At 46.5% G+C, this 23,819-nt stretch carries 23 protein-coding genes and 1 other annotated feature (1 of these 24 only partly in view); of the genes, 5 read left to right on the forward strand and 18 right to left on the reverse strand.

The annotated features are described in order from the left end of the window. Positions 1-53 precede the first annotated feature (53 nt). From RCO25_RS02945 to RCO25_RS02980, 8 genes are all read right to left on the reverse strand, one after another. Positions 54-1,025: a MerR family transcriptional regulator gene (locus RCO25_RS02945; protein ID WP_308994642.1), complete on the reverse strand. Its 972-nt coding sequence runs from the start codon at positions 1,023-1,025 to the stop codon at positions 54-56. Next, positions 1,015-1,902 carry a PHP domain-containing protein gene (locus RCO25_RS02950; protein ID WP_308994643.1) on the reverse strand — a complete coding sequence of 296 codons (888 nt, stop codon included), beginning with the start codon at positions 1,900-1,902 and terminating at the stop codon, positions 1,015-1,017. Before RCO25_RS02950 ends, RCO25_RS02945 begins: the two co-directional genes overlap by 11 nt. Then, entirely contained in the window at positions 1,893-2,804 is a 912-nt protein-coding gene (locus tag RCO25_RS02955; protein WP_308994644.1) for a selenium metabolism-associated LysR family transcriptional regulator, read from the reverse strand. Before RCO25_RS02955 ends, RCO25_RS02950 begins: the two co-directional genes overlap by 10 nt. A gap of 130 nt (positions 2,805-2,934) precedes the next feature. Further along, a complete protein-coding gene (locus tag RCO25_RS02960) occupies positions 2,935-3,372 on the reverse strand; it encodes a hypothetical protein (RefSeq protein ID WP_308994645.1) in 438 nt (145 codons plus the stop codon). Between the two features lie 240 nt (positions 3,373-3,612). Beyond that, entirely contained in the window at positions 3,613-3,876 is a 264-nt protein-coding gene (locus tag RCO25_RS02965; protein ID WP_138751699.1) for a YlbG family protein, read from the reverse strand. A 111-nt stretch (positions 3,877-3,987) separates the two neighbouring features. Beyond that, entirely contained in the window at positions 3,988-4,482 is a 495-nt protein-coding gene (locus tag RCO25_RS02970) for a YlbF/YmcA family competence regulator (RefSeq protein ID WP_308994646.1), read from the reverse strand. Between the two features lie 69 nt (positions 4,483-4,551). Next, positions 4,552-6,600, reverse strand: coding sequence for a helicase-associated domain-containing protein (locus tag RCO25_RS02975; protein WP_308994647.1), 2,049 nt, complete (start codon positions 6,598-6,600; stop codon positions 4,552-4,554). Beyond that, positions 6,597-8,288 (reverse strand): DNA repair helicase XPB, encoded by a 1,692-nt coding sequence (locus RCO25_RS02980; protein ID WP_308994648.1) that lies wholly within the window; start codon positions 8,286-8,288, stop codon positions 6,597-6,599. The genes RCO25_RS02975 and RCO25_RS02980 overlap by 4 nt, the downstream gene beginning before the upstream one ends. A 331-nt stretch (positions 8,289-8,619) precedes the next feature. On the opposite strand from RCO25_RS02980, the gene RCO25_RS02985 reads away from it, so the two are divergent. Next, positions 8,620-9,468, forward strand: coding sequence for a thermonuclease family protein (locus RCO25_RS02985; protein ID WP_308994649.1), 849 nt, complete (start codon positions 8,620-8,622; stop codon positions 9,466-9,468). Between the two features lie 134 nt (positions 9,469-9,602). Here the strand turns inward: RCO25_RS02985 and RCO25_RS02990 are convergent, their stop codons facing one another. After that, positions 9,603-10,799, reverse strand: coding sequence for a M20 family metallopeptidase (locus RCO25_RS02990; RefSeq protein ID WP_308994650.1), 1,197 nt, complete (start codon positions 10,797-10,799; stop codon positions 9,603-9,605). Positions 10,800-11,144: 345 nt separating this feature from the next. Here RCO25_RS02990 and RCO25_RS02995 point away from each other — a divergent pair, with 345 nt between their 5' ends. Both RCO25_RS02995 and ftsW read left to right on the forward strand, forming a co-directional pair. Beyond that, positions 11,145-11,489, forward strand: a complete 345-nt coding sequence (locus RCO25_RS02995; RefSeq protein ID WP_183561949.1) for a YugN family protein — start codon at positions 11,145-11,147, stop codon at positions 11,487-11,489. A gap of 10 nt (positions 11,490-11,499) precedes the next feature. Then, positions 11,500-12,702, forward strand: coding sequence for a putative lipid II flippase FtsW (gene ftsW, locus RCO25_RS03000; protein WP_308994651.1), 1,203 nt, complete (start codon positions 11,500-11,502; stop codon positions 12,700-12,702). A 35-nt stretch (positions 12,703-12,737) separates the two neighbouring features. On the opposite strand, the gene RCO25_RS03005 is transcribed toward ftsW, so the two are convergent. Then, on the reverse strand, positions 12,738-13,121 hold the full coding sequence (locus RCO25_RS03005) for an Asp23/Gls24 family envelope stress response protein (protein WP_308994652.1): 384 nt from the start codon (positions 13,119-13,121) through the stop codon (positions 12,738-12,740). 244 nt (positions 13,122-13,365) lie between these two features. Here RCO25_RS03005 and cax point away from each other — a divergent pair, with 244 nt between their 5' ends. After that, on the forward strand, positions 13,366-14,424 hold the full coding sequence (gene cax, locus RCO25_RS03010; protein WP_308994653.1) for a calcium/proton exchanger: 1,059 nt from the start codon (positions 13,366-13,368) through the stop codon (positions 14,422-14,424). A 44-nt stretch (positions 14,425-14,468) separates the two neighbouring features. Here cax and RCO25_RS03015 read toward each other — a convergent pair whose 3' ends face one another. The 5 genes from RCO25_RS03015 to RCO25_RS03035 all read right to left on the reverse strand — a co-directional run bounded on the left by RCO25_RS03015 (position 14,469) and on the right by RCO25_RS03035 (position 19,258). Further along, positions 14,469-14,756, reverse strand: a complete 288-nt coding sequence (locus RCO25_RS03015; RefSeq protein ID WP_308994654.1) for an Fpa/YlaN family protein — start codon at positions 14,754-14,756, stop codon at positions 14,469-14,471. A 138-nt stretch (positions 14,757-14,894) separates the two neighbouring features. Beyond that, positions 14,895-15,137: an HPr family phosphocarrier protein gene (locus tag RCO25_RS03020; RefSeq protein ID WP_183561958.1), complete on the reverse strand. Its 243-nt coding sequence runs from the start codon at positions 15,135-15,137 to the stop codon at positions 14,895-14,897. 137 nt (positions 15,138-15,274) lie between these two features. Beyond that, positions 15,275-16,390: an aminopeptidase gene (locus tag RCO25_RS03025; RefSeq protein WP_308994655.1), complete on the reverse strand. Its 1,116-nt coding sequence runs from the start codon at positions 16,388-16,390 to the stop codon at positions 15,275-15,277. A 52-nt stretch (positions 16,391-16,442) separates the two neighbouring features. After that, on the reverse strand, positions 16,443-17,180 hold the full coding sequence (locus RCO25_RS03030) for a hypothetical protein (RefSeq protein ID WP_308994656.1): 738 nt from the start codon (positions 17,178-17,180) through the stop codon (positions 16,443-16,445). A 134-nt stretch (positions 17,181-17,314) separates the two neighbouring features. Further along, positions 17,315-19,258: a sensor domain-containing diguanylate cyclase gene (locus tag RCO25_RS03035; RefSeq protein ID WP_308994657.1), complete on the reverse strand. Its 1,944-nt coding sequence runs from the start codon at positions 19,256-19,258 to the stop codon at positions 17,315-17,317. A 362-nt stretch (positions 19,259-19,620) separates the two neighbouring features. Between RCO25_RS03035 and rpsD the strand changes: the two genes are divergently transcribed. Next, complete coding sequence (rpsD, locus tag RCO25_RS03040) at positions 19,621-20,223, forward strand: 30S ribosomal protein S4 (protein ID WP_308994735.1); 603 nt, start codon at positions 19,621-19,623, stop codon at positions 20,221-20,223. A gap of 58 nt (positions 20,224-20,281) precedes the next feature. Here rpsD and RCO25_RS03045 read toward each other — a convergent pair whose 3' ends face one another. From RCO25_RS03045 to tyrS, 3 genes are all read right to left on the reverse strand, one after another. Beyond that, on the reverse strand, positions 20,282-21,811 hold the full coding sequence (locus tag RCO25_RS03045) for a flotillin lipid rafts scaffold protein FloT (RefSeq protein ID WP_308994658.1): 1,530 nt from the start codon (positions 21,809-21,811) through the stop codon (positions 20,282-20,284). 26 nt (positions 21,812-21,837) lie between these two features. Next, positions 21,838-22,368, reverse strand: a complete 531-nt coding sequence (locus RCO25_RS03050; RefSeq protein ID WP_308994659.1) for an NfeD family membrane protein — start codon at positions 22,366-22,368, stop codon at positions 21,838-21,840. A gap of 132 nt (positions 22,369-22,500) precedes the next feature. Beyond that, a complete protein-coding gene (gene tyrS, locus RCO25_RS03055; RefSeq protein WP_308994660.1) occupies positions 22,501-23,757 on the reverse strand; it encodes a tyrosine--tRNA ligase in 1,257 nt (418 codons plus the stop codon). 54 nt (positions 23,758-23,811) lie between these two features. Then, positions 23,812-23,819, reverse strand: a binding site (T-box leader); it runs 294 nt beyond the window's last position.

The raw sequence follows: 23,819 nt of genomic DNA on the forward strand, positions 1-23,819 counted from the left end.
CCCGAAGTTTTCTGAAACACTTCTCTCAAAAGCAAAAACACGGCTTCTTATTCTTAAGGAATAAGAAGCCGTGTTTTTATTTTTTCGATGCAGCGCTTGCCATCCCCCGTAACCAGAAACACATGCTCTGCTCCGGACAGTAATCCATCTTCATAAACCGCTCTTCCACCAATAAACACTTTAGTCGTTAACTGACTCTCTTGAATCATTCGGTCAAGCTTAAGCAAGAATGCTTGCGCTGACTCCAAACGCTCCGCGGTGGAAAAGCTGAACGTAAAGGCGGCCGGCTTTACCTCACCCAAACAATCGAAAATCCCTTTTTCTGAAGGCCAGCTCCCGAGGTAGACTACGCGGAAGCCCTCCTGCTGTGCAAAAAAACCAATGAACAGAATACCGAGCTCATGGCGCTCGCCCGGACCGCATGCCGTCACCAGCAGCGGGCTATCGTTGTTAGGCCGAAACAAGCTGCGAATCGCTAGCACTTTATCACGAATGAAATGGCTCCCGAAATGCTCTTGGTACTCTGATATGTCTCCACGCTCTAAGCGCTCTCCTAGCTCAACAAGCGTCGGTTCTAAAATATTTAAAAGAAGATGCTCCAAATGATACATGGTGAGCAGCTGCTCGTAAAATCGCTGCGCATTGCTAAGATCCAAATGCATAAAGCATTGCAGCAGGTAATCTATCGGCTTGCTCCAATCCGGAGAAACCGGTATATAAAGCTCTTGCTGCCGTCCCGTATGATGCTGTCCAGCAGTATCCCTACTCCCTACATCCGCTTCCGCGGCAGCTGCTTCAAGGCCGTTTTTCCATTCCAGAACAGCCATTCCGATCGGAACGCCTTCATCAACCTGTCCTTTCAGCCAGAGCAGCGTATCGATATCCTGTTTCGAATAACTGCGATAGCCATTCGTCATTCTCTCAGGTTTTACGGCTTCGTATCGCTCTTCCCATTTGCGAATAAGCTGTGTGGATACGCCTGTACGCAGAGATGCTTCCTTAATTGTATAAAGCCTAGATGTCATTCCGAGCTCTCCTCCATGAAGGCAGAAGCGCCTGCAGTACGTCAATACTTACCGTACGACTGCCTACTGCACCATGAAAAACAACACCCTGCCGCGAGCCATGAAAATCCGATCCCCCCGTAGCTATCAATTGATAGCTGGCTGCAAGCTCCGCATATCTGCGCTCTTCCTCTTGTCCATGATCGGAATGATACACCTCAATGCCCTGGGCGCCGTAGCGTATGATCTCTTCCACTAAAGAATCGTTGTTGTATAATCCAGGATGCGCAATAACGCTTGTGCCTCCAGCTTCCTGAATCCAGTCAATCGCCTCAAACGGGTTCAGCCTTGGTGGATTGACATAAGCCGCGGCACCCGCAGCTAAATAACGGTCAAAGGCTTCCTTCATATTCGATACGGCACCTTTGTGGATAAGCGCCGCAGCAATATGCGGACGACCGATGCTGACGGCAGCCGACCTTAATGAATCTATCGTACGGTCTCCATGAGCGGCCGCAAGCACATCATCCATCGTTAGGGATATACCCAGCTCATTCAGCTTGTCGACAATCATTTCATTTCGTTGATCTCTTACACCGCGCAAGCTTGCGAGTCTCGAGAGCCATTTTTCGTCGTCGTTATTCGTGTAATAACCTAGAATATGTATATCCGTACCGGCAGCAACCGTACTCACCTCAACTCCAGGCACAACAATAATACCGAGTTTCTCGCCTTCTAACAGCGCTTCTGCTACTCCCGTGACCGTATCATGATCAGTGATCGCAATCGCGGAAAGTCCAGCTTCTTTTGCCAACTTGACGTTATCAGCAGGGCTGTGCATGCCATCCGATGCAGTCGTGTGTGTATGCAGATCAGCAAGTCCGTGCGCTAGAGCCATTGCTGCAAATCCCTCTCTCTCAAAAACGACAAGAATGTTACGGCGGATATCGGCAATATAGCCGATTTCAGATAGATCGAATAGAACTGCCGCTGGAACTTCGAGTCTGATACCTTGATCATTCTTATTAAATCGAGCGCAACCTCATGCTTAACGGATGAGGACGAGACAAACGATATGCCTAAGCCGGCTTCAACAGCCGATTTCACGGCGCCTGTGCTGCCGAGCTCCATGACGATTTTCATAGAAGCAGGATCTATATTTTTATTTCTAAGCTGCTCCTCCATCACAAGCCTAGTTCCCGAGCCCTGCTCGCGCAGGACGAACGGGAAGGCCATCGCTTCCTCTAAGGTAACAGAAGCACGGTCTGCTAGCGGATGTGATTTGGATACGATGAGCCTGAGTTCATCGTTCATGACGGCTTCCATATGCATGTCAGGATGGTTAACCGGAGCCTCGATCAATCCAAAATTAAGCTGATGGTTTAAAATATCTTCCATTATTTGTGATGTATTCATAACTTTCATGCTTATTGAGATATGCGGATATTCCTGCCCGAACGGTCCTAGCAGCCGCGGTAAAATATACTCCCCTATCGTCAAGCTGGAACCGAGCTGCAATCGGCCCTTTAATTGTTTTGTGAACGCAGACATCGCCTGATCTGTATCTCTGATTAAATCGATGCTGCGCTGGGCGTAAGGCATTAATGCCCTTCCCGCTTCCGTCAGCTCGATTCGTTTCGTAGACCGCTGAAGCAGCTTTGTGCCAAAATAATCTTCCAACGACTGTACTTGCATCGTTACGGCAGGCTGAGTCATATGTAAAGATTGCGCCGCAGCGGAGAAACTGCCACGTTCTGCAACCGTGCAGAAAATGTGAAGCTGATGAAAATTAAGCGCCATGATCGATCATCCTTTCTTCTGGTGCTTATTATACTACAAACCTTGTACGGATTCTTACAACCTCAACAAAAAAAGCATGCAATCTTTTTTGGATTGCATGCTCAGATACTGTTTATATAGTTATAATGCCTTATTTGCGTTTTCTGCTGCTCTTAACGAGAGTCATTCGCCTAGAATGACGAAGCCATGAATAATAGGACTTTAGGTCTCTAAGCTCAATGGTCTCAGACATTCGTCCAAGGAAGGTTACTATGATCATTTTATGTAAGGGAACTCCTGTAATATCCGTTTCCGTCAGTGATTCAGCAAATTCAGCAACAAAGACCAGATCGTCATCAATTAAATAAACATCTTGCTCGTTGCGATAGTACGGCTCGATGCGTCCCTGCTTTAAGCATTCCCATAGAAATTCAGCAATATCTTCAAACCCGGTTTTCTCACTTTCAATCCGGTCCAGCCAACGGCTTTTGGCATGGTTTGTGATGACGATATCCGCTACTTTCTTATCACCTAGATCAATATAAAACGACTCATATGTACTCCATCTTCTCGTCATTTTATCTTTCACTGCGCATCTTACTCCTTCCTAGGACCCAGGGCTTTTATACTATGAATTTAATTCCATTCTATCATGATTGTCCGAGATTACAACAATAAATTAAAGTACGACCATTTTTGTAAGTTATTGGATAATTCGTTGTAAAAAAAGACACTTCTCGGCGTTAATCGACACGGAGAAGCGTCTTTTTTTCATGCGCATATATACGATTACGAAATGAAGATAGAAAGTATCAGCCGCTTAACCTGCTTACAGGCTGTAAAACCTTGTTTTATCTTCACTGTCTTTGCTGTATTCGGTTTTGATTTCATTGCGGTACGAACGTTCTATCTTGCGAACGTAAGAAAGCTTACCCATCTGCCGCACAGCCTCTTCAGAGCGTTCCGCATTCATATACATCACGACGTAATGCATCTTGCGTGACATATAATGAACCGTCCCGAACCTCTCCAGTGATCGCGCCGCTTTCAAATCACTTACCCATACGATATAACCCGTTCGTTCCGGTAGCATCTTTTCCCTCCTAAAAGGTTTGCTCAACAAACCTGACTCATAAGCCTATGCTGAGGTTTGCTCTGCAAACCTGCTTCGTAAACATGCCCTTAACCGTACCTAGCATCTAACTTAGCTGCATCCGCCGCTTCCGCAGCTGCATGAGCCGCCGCTTCCACAGCTGCCGCCGCCCGCAGCCTTTTCATTGCCAGGCACTTTAATATTGTCCGAAACGGACTCCGCGATCGTGCGAGAAACATCATAGAGCATTTCATCTACGGCCTGCTCGGCAAGTTTAAAGCGACGAACGCTTTCGATACCGCTCAGCTCCCGCTCGATCTGCTTCACTTTGTCCTTTGCTTCGTTATAATCCGGATGAAAGCGACCAAATCGCTCACATTCGACAAACAGTTCCTTCGCCTTCGCGAAACGCTTCGTCATTTGCTTGACTTCATCGTCCTCGCTCACAGCATTCTTCCAATATAGATAATCGGCTACTTCCGCCGATTGATTAATCCAATCTCCTAGTTCATAGGCACAGAGCAGCAGCGACGCCATATCGAGAGAAGAAACGCCGCCTTGCGGTTGCTCCAACTGAATAGCCGTTAAACCTTCAGCAGTTGGCATTCATCCACCTCATTTCAATTGCTTCATTCAAGAGTATCATATCATATTCGCTTTACCAATTGATAGAGATTATATTGGGCTTTCTTGACCTGGAATGATGAGGCGCATTTCTTCCCACATATCCGGAGTGAGCCGGATTGTTTGTGGCTGCGGATCATCACGAAGCAATCCGACGACGGCCCATCCTTCGTCCTGAAGCTCAAGCTTCTCAGGCACGAATGAACGAAGCCCCTGCTCCATGCGCAGTTGAATCGGAGTTTGCCATTGCAGAGCCTGCTCAATGAGTTCTCTTCTTGTGGAATGGTGATACGTACGGAGCTGCTTTATCCACATGGAAGGTACTCGCTCCCGCTGTGACCAGGATTGAAGCTTTTCCTTCCCAACTTGATTATTGAGCTCAAAATGATGAAGGGGAAATGCTTCATAAATAAAATAAGATGGTTCTGTAATCGTTCCTTCAATTGTCTGCTGTTCATTCTGATGGCCCTGTTCCCTATTAAATATTGGGAATGAGATGGCTGCGTTCTCATCTCGCGAGGATTCGGATTCAACCGATTTACGTGCAGGGTAGCCGGCTTTTTGCAGCAAACGTCTGATTTCGCTGATTTGTCCTTGTTCAACTATAAAATCTAAGGAACCAAGCTTTTGCTTCAGAAATGGCGCAATTTTCACATCACTCTCAATAATCGCAGCCATCTCAGCGTTATCACAACGAAGCAGGGCCACCTCTGCAAAAGAAGTACGACAAGCACGGCTTGTCCATGCATCCAGTAAAACCTCTACAGTGGACGGCAGCATCGGCGCACCAGAAGCCTCCCGAAGAAAGCTTTGAATAGACGCAAGCGTTCTTCCCTGCTCCAAAGCCCGGGAAACTGCGGCGGCTTCCAGCTGATAAACCGTAACCTGCTCATCCGATTTCCGTTCCGCAAGCAGTTCCAGCTCCCACCGTATCCAAAATGGGCACTCTGACTCTACGATCATTTCTCCGTTAGGCTGGACAGTAACATAAGATGGATGCTCCGTTGCTCGCTCCTGCTCCCGATCATGCCAAGGCACAGCTGAATTCCATCTGAAGAAAAGCTCTTTTCCATTCGCATGCTCGCAATCGACAAGGTCAATCCAGCCCATGCTATGCCATAATTCACACCAGTTGCTACTAGCAGAGACGCTTTGGCCGCTAGCTTCATTGCCTGAAGGTGCGGCAGGATGTAGATCAACGAACCATAAATCTATGCTGCTCTTTGAATGCCATTGCCCCGACTGCAGGCCCATCATGGACGCAGCCATATGAGCATTACCAATCCCTGATGGCAGCAGCAGTGCTAAACACCAGTCCATTATTTGTATTTCCCGCGCAGCGTTTTCGAGCTTAAGCCATTGGTGGAGCATGGCTTCGTTCCACTTGAGTGATCCTTTTACAACCGTGAGCAAACCAAGTGCGGATGCCGCTTCCAGAATGAAGGCTGCTTGCAAAGGATAAGCATCGGCATGAGACCATTTTAATTCGAATGATTTTAACCAACGCTCATCTAAATCAACTGACTGAATCAGCTTGCTCACTGTTTTTTTGGGAAGCGTACCGTTCAATGTAAGTCCTAATCCGCTTAGCCCTAGTACAGCGAATGCGCTAAGGAGCTGCCTGCTAAAAGGCCGACAAAAGGGACGCATAGCCCCATTCATTAGTCTTTCCCGCTCAAAGGATGTTAGCTGCTCGGGTTTGTATGGGAAAAATACCTTTTGCCAACCAATGAAGCATTCCACTGGTAAAAAATAAAGGTTCTCTCCCCATATTTTTTGTACGGAGAATAAGATGCCCGCATCTGCCAGCTCAGCGACTCCAAGCTGACATTCCGCGCCGGATAAAGAGGTGCACTTTCGCAGCTTCCGAATTAGCTGTTCGCCTTCGATTGGGACGGCTGCGAAATGACGTGCAAATTCTTTTATCACTTCAGAAGCATGCGGCGTCAGTCTTGCAGCCGCTTCTTGGATACTCTCGTGATCTACGGCTGCTTGCTCCCAAGTAAGCCCCTTATTACGCGCTGAATGCCACACTGATGCTTGCATAAAACTTTCCATTCGTTCAGAGGAAAGCTTACCAAGCAGCTGTTTTATTCTCATAGAGCTGCAGCCTCCTCATGCTTGTCCTCGTCGCAAGGAACGCTAACCCTCTCATAATGGTAGCCTTGTTCGAGCATGAACAGCTGCCTTTTCATCGCAAATTCCGTTTCTTTTGTTTGGTCCGTTACAATCGTATAAAACCAGGCTTGATTGTTTCCGCTCTTCGGTCTTAACAATCTTCCGATCCGCTGCGCCTCTTCCTGCCGGGAGCCGAAGCTGCCGGACAGCTGGATCGCGACAGCCGCATCAGGTAAATCAACGGCAAAATTCGCTACCTTCGATACGATAAGCACGGATAGATCTCCTTTTTTAAAGCGGTCATACAACTTTTGCCTCTCCTGTTGAGGCACTTCGCCTGTAAGCAATGGTACCTGTAACTTTGCCGACAGCTCGTTCAGCTGATTCAAATACTGTCCAATAATCAGAGTAGGTTTACCCTCATGCTCCTGCAGCAGCTGCTTCACGATCGCATATTTTTCGGGATTTTCAGCAGCCATGCGAAGCTTGGCTCTAGCACTTGCCTGCGCATACAAAGCTGACATATTTTTATGTAGAGGTACTTTTATTTCCGTACAGGACACAGCCGCAATATGAGAGCTGGCTTCTGCAGTTTTCCATTGCATGTCAAATTGTTTAGGTCCGATCAAGGAATACACATCCTCTGCGCAGCCATCTTCTCGTACGAGCGTTGCGGTTAAGCCCAGCCGTCTTGTAGCCTGTATGTCGGCCGTCATTCGAAACACAGGTGCCGGAAGTAAATGCACTTCATCATAAATAATAAGACCCCAATCCCGTTCAGTGAACAGCTTCATGTGCGTGAACGGCATATCCTTTGATTTTCGATGCGTCAAAATATTGTAGGTAGCTACCGTAACCGGACGTACCTGCTTCAACGTACCGCAATATTGTCCAACATCAGAATCCTGCAAGGATGTTTTGTCCAGCAGTTCATCCTTCCATTGTTTAACTGAAGTAGAATTTGACGTAAGAATGAGCGTCGCCCTGCCCAAACGCGCCAATGCCGCAATGCCGACAATGGTTTTACCCGCTCCGCAGGGCAATACGATTACTCCGCTGCCCCCTTGAACGGTTCCTTCCTTATAGAAATGCTCTACCGCTGATTGCTGATAGTCCCTTAATTCAAACAGACGATCCCGTAGCGTACGTTTTCTAAGCTCAACCTCAAGTGCCTCGCCGGCATGATAGCCAGCCAAATCAATCACAGGGTATCCAAGACGTGTGAGCTCCTGTTTCAATGAGCCGCGGCATTCTTCATTAAGTTTCCACGATCCGCGTGTCAAACGAACAGATACATGGTCCATAATACTTGCCAGCCCGGACAGCTCGTCCATAATCATTTCATCACCGTGTAAAATCAGACTATCAGAATCGTTCGACAACCAAAGCTTGCCATACCTGCCGACCAGCTTCCTAATTCGGGCTTCTGCCTGAAAAGGCAGCTCATATCGGCTGTATGCGGTAAGCCAGCCCACGATATCATCCGCTGATATTCCGGTTGCCGCTGCATTCCATAGCGTTAATGGTGTCATTCGGTAAGTATGGATAGCTCCTGCTCTCCGAACGGCATCCATGAAGAGAACGAGCTTCTCTCTAGCTTGCTTTGCATCCGGCTTGCGCTCATCAAGCAGCACCAATAGATCCGATTGAACAATTACTGGTCTATCCATAAGATCGTGCATCATTCTCCTCCTTCAAGGTTTGTGGAACAAACCCGCATCGTAAGCATAATCCAAGGTTTGTTTCACAAACCTGCTTCGTAAGCATAAACCTAAGGTTTGTGGAACAAACCTGTATCGTAAGCATATTCCTAAGGTTTGTAAGCAAATCTTCAACGTTCGCACTGTTCCGGACAGAATGCTCCTCTAGACAGTATGCAAAAATTAACACTTTTTTATGCTTGAATAGCTGCAATATCCGCGCGATTTTATAATGCGAAATGTGTTATAGTAATAAGAAGTTCTTATTATGACCGCATTTTGGGCTGGAGGTACCACATCTATGAAAAGAATTATAATCATTCTCCTCATGCTCATTTGCATGCCGCTAGCCGGCTGCTCGGCCATTTCCGAGCTTTCCTCGAACGTAATTCAAACGAACCAATGGTATCAAGTAACAGGCTTTATTGATGGAGATACCTTCAAAATCAAGACTGGTTCCGATGAAACGACGGTTCGACTGCTTTATGTGGATACGCCGGAAATCCAAAGCCCAAACAGCGAGCCTGAGGCTTTTGGTCCCGAGGCTTCTGATTTTACGCAAGAGCTTTTATCCGAATCACAAGAGATAAGGCTTACCTTTGACAAGGAGCAGAAGGATCGATTCGAGCGCATGTTAGCTATTGTGGAGCTTAAGGATGGCCGGATACTGAACGAGCTGCTGCTGGAAAATGGACTTGCGAAGGTTCTTATCGTTGAACCTAACGTCAAGATGGAAAACGCATACAAACAGCTTGAGCAGCAAGCCAAGCAAGCAAAAAAGGGTCTGTGGAGCATCGTTTCTGAAAGCAATCATACCGAATTCCCCGTTAAGAAAGCAGCAAGAAGCGGCATTATTATCGAGGTAGACAAACAAGCTGAGCTTGTTACCATAACGAATACGACCAATGAAGCCATCGACATAAATGGCTGGAAGCTTATTAGTGTCCGCGGCAATCAAACCTATCCGTTTGGGGCGTACGTTTTGGACGCGCAGCAAAAGGTGCTCATCTCCTCTGCCGATGAGACAATCAGCTCGAATTTGGACTTGCTCCAATGGGGAGCAACAAATATCTGGAACAACAAGCAGTCCGATCCTGCTGAGCTTTACAATCAATATAACGAGCTAGTATCCGTCTGGGAGGATAATTAGCGAAAAGACTTCCATAACAAAAAAAATGCTGCCCGATTGCGATCAGAATCGCAAAGGGCAGCATTTTTTGTTAGATACTCATAATCAATGATCCTTTTATTCCTATATTCATTTCAATACTCGAACAGCTGCGCTTAAACCTTTGACCCCTTGCTGCTTGCGTAATCCTCGGCCATTTCAATCAGAAGCCTAGCTGCACGCTGCATCGCTTTCTCATCGATATCGAACTTCGGATGATGATGGGCATAAGTCGCGCCGCTGCTCTCATTGCCCGCTCCAACGAACATAAAGCAGCCGGGTACTTTCTCCAAATAATACGAGAAATCCTCAGCAACGGTAATCGCCTCTGAGCTAACAACGGCAGATCCGCCAAACAACGACTCTCCAACCTTAAAGAATCGTGCAGCTTCCTCTTCGTCATTCACGACTGGCGGATATCCGATTCTCATTTGATAGTCGAACGCAGCGCCGTGCATTTGGCAGACATGCGTCACCAGCGACTCCAATCGAACGTGGATCATCATTCTTGTCTTCTCGTCAAACGATCTGACTGTTCCCTTAAGTCGGCAGCGCTCCGCAATCACGTTGTTTGTAGTTCCTGCTTGGAATGAACCGATCGTTACGACAGCCGGGTGAAGCGGGTTCACATTTCGGCTGACAATCGACTGTACGGATTGAACAAGATCCGTGCCGATCAGGATAGCATCAACGGCTTGATGCGGCAATCCTCCGTGACCGCCCCGCCCAATAATATCGATGACGAACTCATCCGCAGCAGCCATGAATGGTCCAGGCTTGGACGCAACTAACCCATAGTCGAGCGGTGTCCATAAATGTACGCCATAGATGACATCTACGCCATCAAGCGCGCCATCCTCAATCATTGGCTTTGCGCCGCCAGGCGTGACTTCCTCTGCTGGCTGGAACAATAACCTGCGTTCACCGCTAAGCCCCGCCCGATTAGCAGCATAATAGGTTGCGATTCCAAGCATCGTAGCCGTATGAGCATCGTGACCGCATGCATGCATAACGTTCGGCACCTTGGAAGCGTACTCGCATTTTTTCTCATCCTGTATTGGCAGAGCATCGATATCCGCCCTTAACGCAATAATCGGACCCGGCAAATCGCCGTTTATAACTGCAATGATTCCATGACCGCCAATTCCGGTCCGCACTTCAATACCGAGTTCGCTTAATTGGCTGGCAATCCAGCTTGACGTTACACGTTCATGGAACGATAGCTCCGGATATTGGTGGAGATGCCTGCGCCACTTAATCATTTTTGGAAACAACTGCTGTAATGCAAGATCTACGATATCCTCTGTCTGCAAATCGCAAACCTCCTAACATTTTCTGAAACGAATTAACGCTAGCCAGACTATCCTTCGGCAGCGCGTCGCTCTCTCCCGAAAGTCTCCTCTTTCAAACGCAAGAGTCATTTCATCTAGTTTACCAGAAATAAGCCTTATTAAGGAAGCATACGTCGCATGGAATCCGCCCGTACCGTACATTTCTTCAAAATGTCACTTTTGAGCGCTCTTAGAGAAGGGAGTAAGGGTTGCGCTTGCTGGGGAAACATACTATCATGAGAAAGAATGTACAACTCTGTCTTTTGAATTGGAAGCATATGCTTGCGAAGTCAGTTTTGCTTCACAAAACCTTTGGGAGGAACTACCATGATTATTGAAAATACCGGCTTAAACGGTGTTAAAAGCGAACTTGACCATTTAGACGAATCTGCTGAAAAAGTCGGCTTTGTCCGTTGGCAATGGGAATATTATCGCGCTACATACGACTTGAAACTAGAGGATCGCGCGAGCGGCTCCGATTACTACTTGAGAATTACTACACGCGCAATCGAAGGCAAGCTTGAATCGCCGCATGCCGTGCTTATTATTGAATCCGTCTACATCGGACGCTCCACTTTCCCGCATGGCCTTGAATATGAATCTCCGGTCCCTCAGCCAATCATGAACACGGCTACGCAACGACTACAGCAATTGAAACAACTGCTAGCGTAACGGTGGGCACATGAAAGCCACGCAGAACGGCAGCCGAGGAAGACCGGACTTTCTGCTTCTCATTTTGACTCTTCTGCTCTTAGGCTTTGGACTTGTAATGGTGTTCAGCGCAAGCTCGAGCGTCGCTAAAGTATCCTTTGATGATTCACTGTACTTTATTAAGCGCCAGTTCATGTGGGCTGGCCTTGGTACTTTGATTATGCTGTTCATGATGAACATGAGGTATCAAGTGTATAAGAAAGCATTCATGCTTTTATTTATTCCTGTCATCATTATGCTCATTCTCGTTCCTTTTGTGAGCGAGTCCATTAATGGTGCTAGAAGCTGGTTTGGTATCGGTTCACTAGGTATTCAACCGACTGAACCTGCTAAGCTCGCACTCATTTTGTACCTTGGCGCATTAATTTCCAAGAAGGAAGAGAAGTTTCGCGATTTCAAAAAAGGCCTTATGCCTGTCATTGTCATTGTCGGCTTTATATGCGCTCTGATCATGATGCAGCCCGATCTCGGCTCATGCTTGGTAATAGCCACGTGTGCAGCCATCATGATCTTGGCGGGAGGCGCGAATTTAAAGCATCTATTTTTAGCCGGTTCCGCATTAGCTTTGCTTGCAGCGGCTGTCATCGGAATCTGGATGGCAGCTAATCCTGAAGGATGGCAATACCGGATCGACCGATTCACAGCCTTCACCGATCCTCTTGCCGATGCGCAAGGCACAGGATGGCAAATGGTATCCTCTTTGCAAGCACTCGGGCATGGCGGTATAACCGGGGCTGGCTTTGGTGAGAGCGTGCAGAAACTGCATTATTTGAAATATGCCTACAATGATTTTATTTTTTCGATCATTGGCGAAGAGTTCGGCTTCATCGGCAGCTCGATTTTCCTGCTCTTTTATTTACTATTTCTGTGGCGCGGTCTCATTGTGGCTTTGCGTTGTCCCGATCAATATGGCACCATTGTTGGTGTCGGCATCGTCGGCTTGATCGCGACACAAGCTTTTATTAACATTGGCGGAGTTACGAAGGCCATACCCATGACAGGCGTTACCCTCCCTTTCATAAGCTACGGCGGCTCATCGCTGCTCGTTTGTCTTATGTGTATGGGGGTCCTGTTAAGCGTATCCAGAGAATCAAACAAAGCTGACAATAAAAGCTCGAATACTGCCAATAATAGCAGAACCACAGCTGCAACAAAAAGGACCTCTTCTTTGTAGGAGGTCCTTTTTGTTGCAAGCATATAAGCTTTAGTCTACTTCAAGCGCTGCTGCTGCGAATCATCGATTTCTTCTTCTTTGAAGGCGACACCTTCCACTTTCACGTTCACTTCCACGACATGCAGGCCGGTCATGTTTTCAACAGATTCACGCACGTTTAGCTGAAGCTGACGGCAAACCTCTTGAATCGGAATACCATAGTGCACGATGATACGGAGATCAATCGCAGCCTCTGTGGTCCCTACTTCAACAGAAACGCCCTTTTGCACATTCTTTCCACTCAACCGTTTAGCGAGTCCCTCGGAAATGCCGCCTGACATTGCCGCTATGCCTGGTGTTTCAAGTGCTGCGAGTCCAGCTATCGTTGCTACTACATCATCAGAGATTCGGATAAGACCTGTTTGAAGTTCTTCGGTCATGTGACTCACTCCTCATTTTGCCATATAGGTTTATTATAGCAGACGGACATAATCACAGCAAAGTAGAGACGTAAAAAGCTTTTGTTAATGCACTTTATCTTTATCGAAATAAATTTCCTTAATTACCCTACTATTTCAGAATACATTTACAGTAAAATATTTGTCATTTGGTAAAGTTTACATGAGTGTTGATTTCCGCTATAGTATTATCAAGTTTTCAGCATATCGTGAAGAGGTGTTCAGAATGAACCAAAAAATGTTTTTCTCCGGGTTAATTACTATGTTTTTGCTTAGTGCGATCGGGCATTTCGCCCATTGGAACAACACGCTGCAGTTCGTCATTTCAGCGATCGCCATAATCTTTGTGGCTGGCTTCCTCGGTAAAGCTACCGAGAGTGTCGCACATTATGCCGGACAACGGCTTGGCGGTTTTCTAAATGCAACCTTCGGCAACGCCGCAGAGCTCATTATCGCAATATTTCTGATAAAAGAGCAGCAATTCGCCATGGTGAAGGCGAGCTTGACGGGCGCGATTATCGGAAATCTTTTACTCGTACTTGGATTAAGTATTTTGCTTGGCGGACTGAAGTACAAGGAGCAGCGCTTTAATAATCGTCTGGCGGATCATAACTCTACGCTTATGGTCATGGCCGTCATCGGACTGTTTGTGCCAGCCGTATTCGTCATCTCTGAGAAGTTTACGATTGAAAAAGATCAGTTTCTGAGTCTTGCGGTTGCTGGTATCCTGATTGTCTCTTATATCTTGTGGCTTTTATTCTCCATGGTTACCCACAAGGATATGCTTTCTGATGAGGTTATGAACGCCGATCACGGCGAGGAGCCAGCTTGGTCCAAAGGGAAGTCCATTTCCTTCCTTCTTCTGGCAACCGTTATGGTGGCTTTTGTGAGTGAATGGCTCGTACATACCCTTGACGCGTTCAGCGCGCAATTTGGACTGTCTGAGCTGTTTATAGGTGCATTTGTCATCGCGATTGTCGGTAATGCCGCAGAGCATAGTGCGGCTGTCATATTGGCAATGAAAAATAAGATCGGCGCGGCCGTCGAGATTGCCATCGGGAGTAGTCTGCAGATCGCATTGTTCGTAGCGCCCGTGCTCATCCTCATCAGTGCGTTCTTCGGCAACACGATGGATATCGTATTTACGCCGATTGAATTGACCGCAATAGGCGTATCCGTTTTTATCGCCAAATCCGTATCGCGTGACGGTCAGACGAACTGGTACGAAGGCGTACTGCTTTTAATGGTTTATGTCATCCTAGGCATTGCCTTCTACCTTGTATAGTCAGCCGATGTGAACAAAAAAAAAGAGTAGTCTCCATTAGGAGTCTACTCTTTTTTTTCCAACGCTTCGTATAACATAGCTAAATTTCTCTCTAGCCTACTTACTATTTCCTTGCCTGCCATCTCAGCAATGAGCCCTGTGCGAACAGCAAAGTCAACCTCTCGCGAGAATCCATACATTTGCGTATCCAGCACTTCTTCGTACAGTGGACATTGACGTGTAGTCAAATTTTCCATCTGAACTTCGATTAGTTTTTCTATTTTACTCGCATCTTCCTGAAGGAGACGAAGCGCTTTCTCATGCAATTGTACCGTAATTTCCGGTGAAGACATCGTTTTCCCCCCTGTGCGCGTATCCGCCGTCTTCTATACCCTTTATATTAGACGAAAAAGAGGGATTATACAAGGTCAAAACAGAAAAGCACCCCTTCAAGAATGAAGAGGTGCTCATTTGGGAACTTTATGATCCTACTAATCCGTAATAACGTTGACGTTCAGGTTATGCTTAGCAAATACATTAGCCATAGCTGTTTTTGCTTCTTCAGCATCAGGACCATGTACATGCAATTCGTACGCATGTCCGCCTACCAATGTTGTGAAGAGTCCGAGGATGCTTTTTACATCGATATATTTGCTCTCGGCTTGCAATACGATGGACGAAGTGAATTGGCTAGCCGTTTGGGAAATTTCTACGATAGCTGCGTTGTTAGACATGGGAAATCCCTCCAGTTAAATTAGTAAAGCTTACCTTTGTCACCATGATAACCTGAAAAAGAGTATCCAGCAAGAGGCAAAATGAAAAACGCTTTATTTTACATTTATTACAAAGGAAATCAATGATTAATCATTACTTATTTTAGATTTTCTGCATTTAATCCTTCCAGCTCGGGAATTACGAAAACGCCATCTTTACGAATAAGCACATCATCGAAATAAATTTCTCCGCCGCCGTACTCGGGACGCTGAATTAACACTAAATCCCAATGGACTGCGGACCTGTTGCCGTTATCCGTTTCCTCATAAGCTTGGCCGGGCGTAAAATGCAGGCTGCCCGCAATTTTCTCATCAAATAAAATATCATTCATGGGATGCAAAATATGCGGATTAAAGCCGATTGCAAACTCTCCAATATAGCGAGCTCCCTCGTCCATGTCTAAAATCTCGTTCAAACGGGCCGTGTCATTGCTTTCTGCTTTCACGATTTTCCCGTTTTCAAACGTAAGCGCAATATTCTGAAACGTTACGCCTGAATAGACGCTCGGCGCGTTGTAAGTAATCTTGCCCTGCACAGAATTACGAACCGGTGCCGAGAACACTTCGCCGTCGGGGATATTGCGATGACCTGAGCATTTTTTCGCTCCGATGTTTTTAATTGAGAAGCTTAAATTCGTACCCGGTGAAACGATGCGGACACGATCCGTTTTTTGCATAAGCGCCTGAAGCGGATCCATTGCTTTATCCATTTTGGAATAATCCAAGTTGCATACATCGAAATAGAAATCCTCAAAAGCTTCCGTGCTCATATTGGCAAGTTGTGCCATCGATGCATTCGGGTAACGCAAAACGACCCATTTCGTTTTTTTAACGCGCTGCTCCGTATGTATGGGGTTTCTGTAAATTTGATCGTATAGCCGCATATTCGTTTCGGGCACGCCTGCAAGCTCATTCACATTGTCTCCTGCACGAACGGCGATGTAACCTTGCATATTTTTCATCCGTTCTAAATCAAGCTCTGACCAAAGCTCCATTTGCTCCTTAGAGGCATGCTTCAGCAAGGTGCGAAGAACGGATCGATCACTCGTTTCTACAAAAGGCCTGCCGCCTCGCTTAGCAACCTCTTCTATGAGGCATTTTGTCAATTCTCGGTCGGAACCAATCATGTCAAGCAAAACATTTTCACCTGGCTGAACATCGATTGAATATTCGACTAAATTTTGAGCCAGCTTCTGCAATCTTGGATCGCGCATGTAGATAACCCCTCCTTCTAAACTACTGCTCCATCTCACTTTCAACCATGAACTAATCTATCGTAACATGTTTTCTCTTCTGCTGAACAGTCTCGCTCGATGCGCCATTGAACGACTGAAAGCGGACCGTGGTGTATCTCGTTTCCGAATAGGGCTTTTGATCATTCTTGTAATGAAAGGAGGTCTTCTCCTCCATTTTCAACGGAAGCATGCGATCACGGTCAATAACCAGCTCATATTCCGTATCTGCCTGCAGCGAAGCGAGCATACCCTCTAACTGATTGCGGGATCGCGTAAATTCCTCTGTCCATTCTTTGAGATACGGACGATTCTCTTCCGGTCTATTTGCTCCAAGCTGATCAAGCTGCTTGAGAAGCCGTTCTCTCCATCTTTCCTTAGAGACCTCAGCAGACTCCTTTATGACCAGCGTGATCGTCTCCGGCTCAGCGCTACTGCTCGCTATACGCACATTTTCGTTTGATTGATTAAGCGCCTCAAGAACCTGTACCGGATTCCAATGCAGAGGGTCCTCACTATTCGTCTGCAGCGTCAATTGCTGATGATCAACGACCTTACCTTCGAAGGTTTCAGGTTTAAATGCCAAACCATCCTCCGCCTTGATGCTCATTGATCCTGTAAAAGCGTATTGATCTGTTGCGGCAAGACCCGAATAAGATAAAGAAAGCCATTCCTCCGGCGTACGCTGATCACCGACATTTCCGCAGCCGGCCATGAAGAACGTAAATGCGAATAATAAAACAGCTGCCTGCCCTGCATGCCTTAGCTTCATAACTTTACCCCCCGTCCATCCTATTCAATAGTATCCTCCCAATCGGGCCAGCTCCTTATTCCCATCTTAAACAAAAAGAAAAGGATGCCTGAATTGGCATCCTTTTCTTTTTAAGCGGATAAAATAATGACCGATTAGCTTTGGCCTACGAAAATACAGTTTCTTCCGTTGTTCTTGGCTTCGTAAAGTGCCATGTCAGCTCGATAAAACAACGATTCCACGCTTATTTTCTCGTCCTCGAAGGTCCATTCAGACACCCCGCAGGATACCGTAACGACTGGATCCGTCTCCTTCTCTACATGCTGTCTAATCCGCTCAGCGATTCGATAGGCTTGCTCTGCTCTTATGCCTGGCAGGTAAACGGCAAGCTCTTCACCGCCCCAGCGTGCAGCGATGTCGCCATTACGAATGGCGCTCCTTACAATGTCGCTCACTTGAATGAGAATCCGATCACCAACCTGATGGCCGTACGTATCGTTTATCCGTTTAAACAGATCAATATCTACAAGAATGAGAGATCCGATTGGATCCTTCCGTTGACGTCTTTGAATTTGTTCGTTAAGGTAATGACGCGCGTGCAGACCGGTCAAGATATCAGTGATAACCATCCTTCGTACTTCAGCATGGAGCGAAGCATTCGTTACCGCAAGTCCAATATGAGTGCTCATCACTTGGAGCAATTTATAATTTTCGTACGAGAAGAAATTTGGCATCTTATGTGTGACCAGAATAACACCTACTACCACTCCATCCACCATAATGGGTGCCGCGATAAGTGATCTTGAAGCCGTATTGTCCATTAGCATGGAGGTAACTACGCGAGTATGCCAATAATCAGATATGATTAAAGGTTCACGCGTGCGATAAACCATCCCGCAAAAACCATAATCAGGCGAGAATTGCTCATTTGTCAGTCCAGGAAAATTGCTCGACATGACAATAAATTGATTTTTTTCTTTGTGGAGCTGCAAAACACAGCAATAATCCGCATCGAATATCGTCAAAAGCTCGCTGGTGGCAAATTGAAAAATATCTTTGAGCTTAAGTGACTGGTTCAAACGCTTCGTAAGTTCATTGATAAGACGAAGCTCATTAATTAGCAAATTGGATTGCTCGTACAGTTTCGCGTTCTCGAAGGCTGAACCTGAAGTCTCTGCCAGCATCAGAAAAGCGGGAAGATCTGCTTCATCCCATAGGCCTGGACCAATCGAAAAGCACAAAACACCATAAGCAGCTTGTTTCCCGGTCATTGGCACCGCTAGTCTCAGTGAACCATCGCGATCGTGCTCAGTCACCGACTTTCCGTTCAAAAAAGCTTTCGCAACAAGATCATGTTCCGCATTTTTGAAAACAAGCGGTTTCACGCGAGGATCTCCGTTCAAGTGATCTTGCGATAGATACAAATGTACCTCTGAGTTCGGATAAAGCTGTTCTAAGCTGCGGAGCAATTCTGATATCACCGAGGCCACATCAATTTGATCATACAGCCTCTTTGCTGCTTGAAATAAGGCATCTCTTCTTTTTGCGTCTTTCTCTGCCCGATGCTGCTGCAAGAGCAAATCTTTGACATAAATCTGTTCGAACTTATGGTAAAAGCAACTTCGAAAATGCAAGGCGCAAATTTGCAGATTTATAAGATCCGTATGAGCTGCTGTCGAGGACATATAGGCAAGAACGCAAAAAACTGAGCCATCATTTCGCCTGCATATCGGTACGGCTGCGATAAACTTGTCTTCTGTTTCTTCAATACATGGCCCGCCATTGCTGACTGCGCTGCGAACAAGCCTTTTAAGCGTCTCCTTGCCATTTTCGTTCGCTTCTCTTTGTTGTGAACCGGCGAAGGAGATTTCTATGGCTTCTTTATTGAATAGCAGAAATTCACCAACCTCGAATGAGGCTAATCCAGCCGCTTCATTTACCCATTGATTAAAGCTGTCTTGGAACAAAGGGGTTAGCATAGGCTCGTCTGCATCGCTAATGTCTTCACTAATGAACCAAACCGGTTGTGAGTCTGCTGATGTATCCACGATTGTTGCTGTTTGACGATATGCAAAATTGCTAATTATTTTATCAACCATGCAGCCCCAACCCTTTCATCTGTCAACCAAGGAGATGAGCTTCCTATTTTCGCTTAATATTACAACCATCATACTCCATTTTTAAGATATTTGCACTAGGATGTCCATAAAATATAGGACTTTCGATGCTCTTTCCCTATCATTAAAATTCATGTTCTAACCTTGACAACGGCTATATATTTCATATATTATTTATTGATGAATAGATGGGCGTACGGTTTTGTGTCACCCTCAGGAAATACGTTCACTGTAGGCCAGCGGCTGACTAGCCTCACAGGGACGAGCATGCTCGGACGTTGAACGTATTCGGCGAAACACAACCCCATTCACAAATTTATTTGATGAAGGAGTTAATATTACGTATGTCACGTTATACAGGACCTAAATTTAAACTAAGCCGTCGCCTTGGAATCTCTTTGAGCGGCACAGGTAAAGAACTTGCAAAACGCGCATTTCCACCAGGTCAACACGGCCCTAACCAACGCAAAAAAATGAGCGGTTATGGCGTTCAATTGCAAGAGAAACAAAAGCTTCGTCACATGTACGGTTTGAACGAAAAACAATTCCGCAACTTGTTTGACAAAGCGGCAAAAATGAAAGGTAAAGCCGGTGAAAACTTCATGGGCCTCCTTGAAAGCCGTCTTGACAACCTCGTTTACCGCCTTGGCCTTTCCAACTCACGTGCAGGAGCTCGTCAGTTGGTATCACATGGTCACGTAACAGTAAACGGCAAGAAAGTGGATATCGCTTCTTACAGCGTATCTCTTGGCGATGTAATCGGTTTGCGCGAGCGCAGCCGCAGCCTGAGAACAATTAAAGAAGCTATGGAAGGCCGTCATCACCTTCCGAACTACTTGGAGTTCAACGATCAAGCTTTGGAAGGTAAATTCCTTCGTCTGCCTGACCGCGGTGAGCTTTCCCAAGATATCGATGAGAAACAAATCGTCGAATTCTACAGCCGTTAATAAACAAAAAACCTTGGACCAATTGGTTCAAGGTTTTTTTTATGTTTAAATCATGCTCCTAGGATGAATGATCAGGCAATTTGGGTGTTGCAGGTTCAGCGTTGATATCTATTGGACGGTTGCTGCCCGCCTGCGCTTGCACCGCTTTGGATGTCAGGCCTTTGATCAGCGCATTTACGTCTATTCCAGATACACTCTTCAGCATTTCTGGTGCGGTAGACATTAAAGAAGTAACATAATTGCTGAGCCGCGCAGCACCTTCCCCATTACCCGTATCTACGACGGTCAGCTTATCGATATTGCTGATAGGTTCTGCAACCTTCCCGGCAAGCTCAGGCAGCATTTTTACAATGATATCAAGCACGGCAGCTTCGCCAAACTTCTCGAAGGCTTCCGCCAATTTCTCTTTCGCTTCCGCTTCCGCTAATCCGCGAAGACGTATAACGTCAGCTTCGGCCGTTCCCTTCGCTCTTTCTGCTTCCGCAACAGCCAAGCCGTCCAAACGTTTCTGTGCGGCATGTGCCTTCGCTTCTGCTTCAATACGGTATTGCAGCGCATCAGCTTCACGCAATTGCTTTGCTTTATTTGCTTCGGCCGCTTGTTCAACCGCATAACGGTCAGCATCGGCTTTTTTCTTCACTTCCGCATCATACTGCTTCTCACGACGCAAAATTTCCTTGGCTTCTAAATCTATTTCACGTTCCTTACGCACGAGCTCGACTTTCATTTGCTCCTCGACAACACTTTGCTTCGCACGGGCTTCTTGAATCGAATAAGCCTGATCCGCTTCCGCTTTGGCCGTATCCTGATCGCGTTTAAATGAAGCAACCTTCATCTCTTTCTCTTTCTCTGCTTCAGCGATATTGGTGTCGCGCACGAGCTCCGCTTTCTGCCCCGCCTCCGCCGCGAGCGCTTTCTGAATCCTAGCATCCCTTACCGCTTCGGCTTCTGCTATTTCCGCATCACGCTTAACCGCGGCAATTCTCGGCTTCCCGAGCGCATCTAAGTAACCGTGCTTATCGCGTAAGTCTTTAATTGTAAAGGAGACGATTTGCAGTCCCATCTTCTTCAAATCTTTAGCCGCAACGCCCTGCACTTCTTGCGCAAACTTATCGCGGTTTCGGTAAACCTCCTCCACGGTCATCGAGCCGAGTATAGCTCGCAAGTGTCCTTCCAGAACCTCCTGCGCCTCTCCTTTGAGCGCTTCAGTCGGTTTTCCCAAAAACTGCTCTGCCGCTGTCGCCACATCCTCCACGGCTCCGCCAATTTTAATAATGGCTACGCCGTCCGCCATAACGGGCACCCCTTGCTCGGTATACACCTCCGGGGTTGACACATCAAGCTTATGCGACAGCAAGGAAAGAAATTCAGCCTTTTGAAATATGGGCAAAATAAAGGCGCCTCCGCCTCTAATGATTTTCACTTTGCGGCCTGACTCATCAGTACTGGCGTTACGTGAACCTAGAAATGATCCTGTAACAAGCATCGCCTCATCCGGACTCACTGTTTTATAACGCGCCCAGAACGCAAGACCAAGTACAACAAGCACCCCGACTACAATAGCCGGTATAACAAAATATTCTGGCATCAAATTTCCCCTTTCAGCTGCATAAGTTAAGATAAATTCACTTCCGAAACATAAAGCGTGCTGTCTCTTACCTCAACGATAACTACCCTCGAACCTCCAGCGATCTCAATCCCATCAAAGCTCGCAGCGATTTGATTCGTAAAGCCGGCTCCAACTTTAACCATCACTTCCCCATAACCTTGTGCGGGAATCGGAACGATTACTTCCCCTAGCATGCCGGACATACCATTCAGTGAAAAGGCAATCGAATTTTCACTTTGCTCCATAGGCTTAATATAGAGGAAAAATACAGCAGTTCCTGCTAGGAGAGCAATTAATAATGCAACCGTCACAATTGCCGCAGATCCAAAAGCAGTGTAGCGCTGCAGCATAACGCCTGCTCCGCCAAACACGGTTATCCCACCTACAAGCGCAGTCGGCGACAGCCATGAATGACCGTCAATCGATAAGAAATCGAGCGCACCGTCTAACGCCTGCCCCAGCCAATCTCCAAAAATAACGCTTACGAGTGCATATAGAATTCCGCCGATTAGACAAGACAAAAATAGCGTCTCCAACTTCCTCCTCCTCTCATAAAATCCATAACTTGCTAACTCTTCCGTTATTTATTACGTTTGAAACGGTCTTTTGTTTCTAAAAAAAATAAAGCTTGTTGAATTTTATCGATTCAACAAGCTTTATTAGAACAATTAGGCTAATTTAATTTTCACAAACTTCCGTTTACCAACTTGAAGGATATCACCGTCCTTAGGTAAAACATCAGCGTTGATATCCGTTATTTTCTCTTCGTTGATCCGCACGGCGCCTTGCTGTACACTCCTTCTGGCCTCACTGCTGGTAGATTGCAGAGCAAAAACGGTAAGCAGCTTCACGATATTGATTTGGCCATTAGTCAGTTCTCCCTCAGAGAGGGTCACCATTTCAATGTCTTCTGGCAGCGCACGCTGCTGGAATACAGTAATGAAATGATTTTCCGCTGCTCTGGCTGCCTCTTCACCGTGGTACATTCGTACGAATGTCGCTGCAAGCTGCATTTTCGCATCGCGTGGATGCACCGTGCCCTCTTCGAGTCCAGCTTTCAAGGCCGCGAGCTCCTCATTGTTCAAATCTGTTGCAAGCTCGTAGTATTTATACATTAATTCATCGGGTATCGACATCGACTTGCCGTAGATTTGATTCGGCTCCTCATCGATACCGATGTAATTGCCCAAGCTTTTGCTCATTTTATTCACGCCGTCTAAACCTTCAATCAAAGGTGTCATAATGGCAACCTGGGCAGGCTTGTTGTATTCCTTCTGGAGCGTTCTGCCCATCAGCAGATTGAATTTCTGATCCGTACCTCCGAGCTCGACATCTGATTCAAGAGCTACGGAATCATAGCCCTGCATAAGCGGATAGAAAAATTCATGGATACTGATCGGCAGGCCCGTAGTATAACGCTTGGTGAAATCATCACGCTCCATCATGCGTGCAACCGTTACTTTGGCCGCCAAATTAACCACATCGGCAAAGTTGAGAGGCGCAAGCCATTCTGAGTTATAATAAAGCTTTGTTTGCTCCGGATCTAATATCTTGTAGATTTGTTTCTGGTAGGTTTCCGCATTCCTTTTTACATCCTCTTCGGTTAACTGCTTGCGCGTTTCCGATTTTCCTGTAGGGTCGCCGATTCTGCCCGTAAAATCGCCGATTAACAACTGAACCTGATGGCCGAGCTCCTGGAACTGCCGCAGCTTATGAAGTACGACGGTATGACCGATATGAATATCGGGCGCAGACGGATCAAGACCCAGCTTTACTTTCAAAGGCGTTCCAGTCACGACAGCATTCGCTATTTTATTCTTCAACTCATCCTCCGGAACAATTTCGACAACACCGCGTCGAATGACGGCCAGCTGACGCTCTACCTCAAATTGTTGTTCCTGCGTTAAACTTTCCCACTTTACCATAAAACTTTTCCTCCCTCGTATGCGTCTATATAGACATAAAAAATCCTTCCAGCCCCAAGGGA

This window comes from Paenibacillus sp. LHD-38, from assembly GCF_031157315.1.
Taxonomy (GTDB): domain Bacteria; phylum Bacillota; class Bacilli; order Paenibacillales; family Paenibacillaceae; genus Pristimantibacillus.